The sequence below is a fragment of the Pseudonocardia xinjiangensis genome, assembly GCF_012911925.1.
Classification (GTDB): Bacteria; Actinomycetota; Actinomycetes; order Mycobacteriales; family Pseudonocardiaceae; genus Pseudonocardia; species Pseudonocardia xinjiangensis.
In genome coordinates this window covers 22,657-30,032 of sequence record NZ_JAAXKY010000092.1, presented here as the reverse complement: position 1 = coordinate 30,032, position 7,376 = coordinate 22,657, and the positions used below count along the sequence as shown (strand labels likewise).

Genomic DNA, 7,376 nt, shown 5'->3' with positions numbered 1-7,376 from the left:
TCCCGAACCCGGAAGCTAAGCCCTCCAGCGCCGATGGTACTGCACTCGTTAGGGTGTGGGAGAGTAGGTCGCCGCCGACATCAAACTGTTTGTGGGCCCCCGCCGTCTGGCGGGGGCCCACTTTTTTATGCATTTCCGGGTGGCCTACATGCCACTCCACTCCGACAGTCTCGGCGTATCGGTGCGGCTGGACACGGACTTGTCCACCTCGCACCGGGGTTGTCCACAGATCCGCCGGCCATCTGGTCCGGTGCCGCGCATCGGCGCACGCTCGTTCTCGCGAGGATCACCGGCGAGCGAGGAGAGCGCGATGCACGAGACCTACACCACCGTCGTGGGCAACGTGGCCACCCGGGTCGATCTCCGGAGCCTTCCCGACGGGACGCCGCTGGCCAGCTTCAGAGTGGCGACCAATGAGCGCCGGCGTGATCGCGCCACGGGGTCCTGGCGCGACGGCGACTCGCTCTTCGTGAACGTCACCTGCTGGCGGGCGCTGGGGGAGAACGTGCACGCGTCGCTCGGGGTCGGTGATCCGATCATCGTCCGCGGGAGGCTGTTCACCAGCAGTTGGGAGAAGGACGGCAGGCGCCAGAGCGCGGTCGAGATGGAGGGCTACGCCGTGGGGCCGGACCTGGCCCGCTCCACGGCCGCCGTCCGGCGTACCCACCGTCCGGAGCGCCCCGAAGCGGGTGCCGAGGAGGTTCCTCCCGAGGATCTGCCCGCCGGCGAGTCCGACGACGACGGTGCAGTGGGCGTCTCATGGAACGAGCAGGTGGCTCAGGAGCAGCAGGCCGGGGCGCCGCAGAGCCTTGATTTCCCGGCCTCCGCCGGTGACGTGGGCGCGGGAAAGGCGAGACCTGCAGAGGCGGGCGTCGGTGCGTGAGCCGGACGGAACTACCATCGTTGTCGTGGCGGAGTTCATCTACAGCATGCAGAAGGTCCGGAAGGCCCACGGCGACAAGGTCATCCTCGACAACGTGACGTTGAACTTCCTGCCGGGAGCGAAGATCGGTGTCGTGGGGCCGAACGGTGCGGGCAAGTCGACCGTACTGAAAATCATGGCCGGCCTCGAACAGGCCAACAACGGCGACGCCATGCTGGCGCCCGGTGCCACGGTCGGCATCCTCCAGCAGGAGCCGCCGCTGAACGAGGAGAAGACGGTCCTCGGCAACGTCGAGGAAGGGCTCGGTGAGATCAAGCAGCAGCTCGATCGCTACAACGAGATCGCCGAGCTGATGGCCACCGACTACTCCGACGAGCTCATGGAGGAGATGGGCACGCTCCAGGAGATCCTCGACCACAACGACGCCTGGGAGCTCGACTCCCAGCTCGAGCAGGCGATGGACGCCCTGCGGTGCCCGCCGCCGGACGCGTCGGTCAGCCAGCTGTCCGGTGGCGAGCGGCGGCGGGTCGCGCTGTGCAAGCTGCTGCTCAGCAAGCCCGACCTGCTACTGCTCGACGAGCCCACCAACCACCTCGACGCGGAGAGCGTCCTGTGGCTGGAGCAGCACCTCGCCGGCTACGCCGGTGCCGTCCTGGCGGTCACCCACGACCGGTACTTCCTCGACAACGTCGCGGAGTGGATCCTGGAGATCGACCGCGGGCGGACCTACCCGTACGAGGGCAACTACTCCACCTACCTGGAGAAGAAGGCCGAACGCCTCGCGGTCCAGGGCCGCAAGGACGTGAAGCTGCAGAAGCGCCTCGTGGAGGAGCTCGCGTGGGTGCGCTCCGGGGCGAAGGCCCGGCAGGCGAAGAGCCGCGCGCGTCTACAGCGCTACGAGGAGATGGCGGCCGAGGCCGAGCAGCACCGCAAGCTCGACTTCGAGGAGATCCAGATCCCGGCGGGCCCGCGCCTGGGCAACATCGTGGTCGAGGTCAACAACCTCGACAAGGGCTTCGACGGCCGGGTCCTGATCAAGGATCTCTCCTTCTCCTTGCCGCGCAACGGCATCGTCGGCGTGATCGGGCCCAACGGCGTCGGCAAGACCACGCTGTTCAAGACGATCGTCGGACTGGAGGAGCCCGACTCCGGCACCGTCCGGGTCGGCGACACCGTGCGGCTGTCGTACGTCGACCAGAACCGCGCAGGCATCGACCCGAAGAAGAACGTCTGGGAGGTGGTCTCCGACGGGCTCGACCACATCAAGGTCGGGCAGTCCGAGATGCCCTCACGCGCCTACGTCGCCGCGTTCGGCTTCAAGGGTCCCGACCAGCAGAAGCCCGCGGGTGTCCTGTCCGGTGGTGAGCGCAACCGGCTGAACCTGGCCATGACCCTCAAGCAGGGGGGCAACACGATCCTCCTGGACGAGCCCACCAACGACCTCGATGTGGAGACGTTGTCGTCGCTGGAGAACGCGCTCGAGCAGTTCCCCGGCTGTGCCGTGGTCATCTCCCACGACCGGTGGTTCCTGGACAGGGTCGTCACCCACATCCTCGCGTGGGAGGGCACGGACGAGAACCCGGCGTCCTGGTTCTGGTTCGAGGGCAACTTCGAGGCCTACGAGAAGAACAAGATCGAACGACTCGGGGCCGATGCCGCGCGTCCTCATCGGGTGACCCACCGTAAGCTCACACGCGACTGAGCGCTCACGCTCACCCGGCTGGTGGATCACGATCGGCTGAGGTGGTACGTCAGGAGGTCACGTGGGGTTGACGGGCGGAATCGAGAAATCCGGAAAGCCCGACCTCCTCGCGGCGGCCGCATCGCTGCGATGGGTGCGGCCGGATCTCACCTCGGCGCTCGCCGATCACGTCCTCGAGTGGGCCTTGTCGGCCGGTGAGCAAGACATCTGGCTCGCGGCCGCAGGCTGGGCCCTGCACGGACGGCAGGCCATCGGGGACGGCCGCGACACGGCTTCCGACATCGTCGAGGCGCTGCCCCGGTGGGGGGCAGCGCCGTTGGCCGACCCCGTGGCCCACCGGCTACTGGTGGAGTTGGCGCTCGTCGCCGGTCGGGTGGGCGAACGGGGCACCGCCCGGGCCCTTGTCGCCCCGGTCACCGGGGACGGCGTAGCGCCGGAGCTTCGGGCCGAGGCGTTCTGCGTGCTCGCGCGGTGCGCCGTCGACGACGCCCCGGACCAGGTGGCCGACGCGTTGCGCGATGCCGATGCCGCGTGGTCGAAGGTGGACGCGCCGTGCCGTGAGATCGGTGCGGCGTCCGTGGCGCTCGTGCGGGCGGCAGCGGAGCGGCAGGCAGGTCGGCCCGGTGCCGCGGTCGACCACGCCGCCGAGGGGCTCACCCGGCTGGAACGCGGTCGGGAGTCGGGGACGTCCGGCACCCCGTCGGCACATCTGGCGGCGGCCCTCGCCGCGGAGTGGATCTCGGCCCTGCTCGACGCGGGTCGCGTTGCCGAGGCCCGCGAGGGGTGCGTCCCGCTGATGCCCCGCCTCACGGCGCCGAGCCGGGCGAGCCGGCACCTCGCCCGCCTGCGGCTGACGGTCGCCAGGACCGTCGCCACCGTCGAGGCCGCGGCCACCACGGTGGAGACGCTGGAGCAGGCCGCGCGCGATGCCTCGGCCAGCGACGTCCCCGACCTCGAGGCCGTGTGCCATGCGGCGTTGGGTGCGGTCCACGAGAAGGCCGGCAGGTCGGATCGGATGCGTGAGTCGATGCGCGCCGCCGACGCCGCCGAGCGCCGTGACGACAACCGGTCCCGCAGGCTCCGGGCTGCGCTCGCCGCACTTGAGCTGGAGGCGCCGGCAGGCCTCCCGGCCCCGCGGGAGCGCCGCCCCGCGGCAGGGCCGACGGCGCCGCCCGAGACGCGCGATGTCGCGACGGCCCCGCCGGGCGATGAGCCTGCCGGTGAGTGGGCCGTCCCGTGGGACGAGCTCTCCGGTGAATCACCCATCGGTGACCTGCTGGTCAGGAGCCTGCGACCCGGGGGACGCAGTCACAAGGGGTCGGGTGACGACCTGGGGGACGGTTCCGTCGACGAGGATCCGCTCGGAGTTGCCGGGAGGCTGTCGGGGAGCGAGCCGGCGGGCGCCGCCTCGAGCCGGCTGGATGACAGCTGGTTGGGCGACGACTGGCTGAAGGGGGGTGCGCGGGACCCCTTGCGTGATGACTTCTTCAAGGGCGGCCGTCTGGACGACGACCTGATGAGCAGCCTGCGCGACGACGTGCTGGGCGGCCGCCGTCGGCGCAGCAGCGAGCAGCCGGACGCCGGCCGTCCGAGCGCCGCCGGCTGGCTTCCCGGCCTGAACGCCGACGCGGTGGGCGCCAGGCGCACCGGCCGTAGCCGGGCGAGTGACCGGCGGACGGACGACGGCGGGCTGAGTGCCGCGGACTGGCTTGCCGGTGGCGTCGGCGGCGAGGTGGTGAGGATCGGCGGTCGTGGCCGGCGGGATGACAAGCACCCGGACGACACCGCGGCGGGCGCTACGACGGCGGACCGCTTCGATGAGGACGCGGCGGGCGGCGGACTTCGGACCGACGACGCCGGGTCGGACCGCCGCCGGTTGAGCGCCGCCGACTGGCTGGCCGGCGGCGTCGGGTCCGGGCGGGACGGAGCGCCGCGTCGTCCCGTCGGGAAGGACGGGGCGGACCGTGACGACGAGCGCTCCCGCAGGCAGGAGAGAGCACAGGCGCCGCGCCGTGCGTCGCGACGTGAGGGCGGGCGGTCAGGCGCTCACCGGCCATTGCGGGCGCTCGAGGATCTGCCCGGCGACGGCGAGGGTGGTGGCCGGCGCGGCGAGGACCGCGCGGCGCCGGTCGGACATCGTGACGAGCCGGGCCGTGGACACACCGACCCGCCCCCGAACGGACGCCGCAAGCACCGGCTCGACGATCCCTGGGCCACGGGGCAGTGGTCGGTGGTGCCCCGCGCAGACCGGCCCACGGAGCGGGTCCGGGATGCGGCGGCGCCCCCGGTGCGGGAGCCCGCCGTCTCGACTGCCGAGGCCTGGCTGAACGCCGCACTCATCGATCTGGACCGCGTGCGTAAGCGCTCGAAGCCCACCGGCTCGGCACCGGTTGCGGAGGCCGCCGGAACCGATGTCGAGGGGACCGCGGTCGCGATCGACCTCGTAAGGGAGGGACAGCGCTTCACCGGTGGGAGCGCGGGCCCCGTGGTGCGGGCGCTGGCCGAGCGGCTGACCGATCGGCTGCCGCCGGGTGCCCGTCTCCGGTTCGACGATGCGGACGCGCTCTCCGTGGTGATGCCGGGCCGGGAGCGTGCCGAGGCCGCAGAGTGGATGCACCGCACGCTGCCCGGTCTCCTCGAGGGCTTCGAGGTGGACGGCGATCTGCCGGGCACGCACCTGCGGGCCGCGGTGCACGGCGCCGAAGGTCCGGTCGGGGCGCAGATCCTGCAACGGCTCGACAGTGGTGACAGCAGGCGCGGGAAGGCCAGGACGACCACCGGGAAGCGGGACGAGGAAGCTCGCGCCGACAACGGGCGCGTCCCCCGCGAGCGCTGGGGTGATCTCGGAGCCGCCATCCGCTCTGCCGGGAAGCCCGATGCGGCCCCCTCCGGCTCGCGCCGGCGCCGCGCCCGGGAGAGCGGCATCGACCCGGACCAGGACAGTGACTGGGACGCGATGCGGAACGCCGGGCCGTTCGGCAGCGCATCGTCGGACAGCGATCCCGACGTGTTGTGGGGCGGGGCCGACCCCCTGACACCGTCGCGTCGGGCCGGCTCGCGCTGGGACCGGTGGCGGGCCGCGGCCGCCGCTGCGCAACCGGACAGTGCTGGGGGTACTGCCGCGCACGGCCGGGATGCAGATCGGGACACGGACACGGACACGGACGAGGACCGCGTGCGCGGTGCCGGTGGTGGGAAGGCGGAGGGTCGAGCCGCAACGGGTGACACGACCGGCTACTCCCCGGGCAACGGTTCTGTCGGCAACGGTTCTGTCGGCAACGGTTCTGTCGGCAACGGTTCTGTCGGCAACGGTTCTGCCGGCAACGGTTCCGCGGCCAGTGGCTCGGCAGGAAACGGCTCCGCGCGCCACGGGTCGGCAGGCAACGGCTCTGTGGGGAACGGTTCCGCCGGGAATGGTTCAGCGCGGCACGGGTCAGTGGGGAACGGGTCGGCAGGCAACGGGTCGGCGGGCGGTGGCTCGGCGGTGCACCGCTCGACGGGGAACGGGTCGGCTCGGCACGGTTCGGCCGGGAGCGGGCCCGCGGAAAGCGGGTCGGCGTGGCCTGGGTCGACCGGGAACGGTTCGGCCGGGAATGGTTCCGCGGGAAGCGGGTCGGCGTGGCCCGGGTCGACCGGGAACGGTTCCGCTGGGAACGGTTCGGCGGGGCATGGATCGGCCGGGAACGGGTCCGCGGAAAGCGGGTCGGCGCGGCACGGTTCGGCCGGCAACGGCAACGGTTCGGCACGGCACGGTTCGGCCGGGAATGGTTCGGCCGGGAACGGGTCGGCTGGGAACGAGTCGGCTGGGGAGGGATCGGCCCGGAACGGGTCCGCGGCAAGCGGTTCGGCGTGGCAGCGGTCGGCGGGGAACGGGTCCGCGGGGAACGGGTCGGCGGGCCGTGATTCGGCAGGCAGCGGTTCGGCAGGGAACGGTTCTGGGGCGGGTGTCGGTTCGGCGCGGCATGGTTCTGCCGGGAACGGTTCTGCCGGGAACGGATCTGCCGGGAACGGATCTGCAGGCAGCGGGTCTGCGGGCAACGGTTCTGCCGGGAACGGTTTCGCAGGCAGCGGGTCTACGGGCAACGGTTCTGCAGAGCACAGTTCTGCAAGCAACACGTCGGCGACCAACGGGCGTGGTGCCGGCGGGTCGACAGGGAGCACCGGTACTGCCGGCAACGGCACCGTGAGCGACGGCGACACAACGGCCGGCGTCACGAAGAGCAGCCCGTCGGCGACCGGCACCGCCTCGAAGGGCACCGCCACGAACGGCACCGGGAGCACCGCCGCCGTCCCGTCCGCGAGGGAGGGGTTCGGTCAGGCAGGCGCGGCCGCGGAGGACCTCGAGGGTGGGCGTTCCGCGATCGAGGGCACAGCAGGCGGTGCTTCTCGCGGGGACGCTGCCGGCGGTGACGACGCCGCGGGCGGGCGTTCCGTGACCGCTCGTTCGGCGGGCTCGGCGGGCTCGGCGGACGAAGGTTCCCCGGGCGACAGCTCCGGAACAGGGAGTGGGAGCACCGCGGAGAACGGCACCGGGACGGGCGGGCGGCACGACGCGGCGGGCCGGGCGCCGTTCCAGGTCGCGGGCGACGAGGACGGGTCGGGCAACGGCGGCAGGCGCAACCGGCACAGCACGGAGAGCGCGGCGAAGCCCGAGTCGACCGAGGGGCTCGGGATCGCCGACCTGCTCGCCGGCGCGCTCGCCGCGTACCGGGGCATCTGAGCAGGGCGTCAGGAGGGCATCCGAGGGGCACCGGCCTGGCAGATGGCCAGGGCTAGGGTGGCCGGGTCGCC

General features: G+C 72.3%; 3 protein-coding genes and 1 rRNA gene. All 4 read left to right on the top strand.

Features of this window, described 5'->3' with window-relative positions:
* Positions 1-80, top strand: a 5S ribosomal RNA gene (gene rrf, locus HF577_RS24310); the annotation flags it as partial.
* A gap of 230 nt (positions 81-310) precedes the next feature.
* Positions 311-883, top strand: coding sequence for a single-stranded DNA-binding protein (locus HF577_RS24305; RefSeq protein ID WP_169398255.1), 573 nt, complete (start codon positions 311-313; stop codon positions 881-883).
* A 25-nt stretch (positions 884-908) separates the two neighbouring features.
* The gene (gene ettA, locus HF577_RS24300; RefSeq protein WP_169398254.1) at positions 909-2,585 is read left to right on the top strand and encodes an energy-dependent translational throttle protein EttA; all 1,677 of its coding nucleotides are present in this window, start codon (positions 909-911) and stop codon (positions 2,583-2,585) included.
* 61 nt (positions 2,586-2,646) lie between these two features.
* Positions 2,647-7,305: a hypothetical protein gene (locus tag HF577_RS24295; RefSeq protein WP_169398253.1), complete on the top strand. Its 4,659-nt coding sequence runs from the start codon at positions 2,647-2,649 to the stop codon at positions 7,303-7,305.
* Positions 7,306-7,376 lie beyond the last annotated feature (71 nt).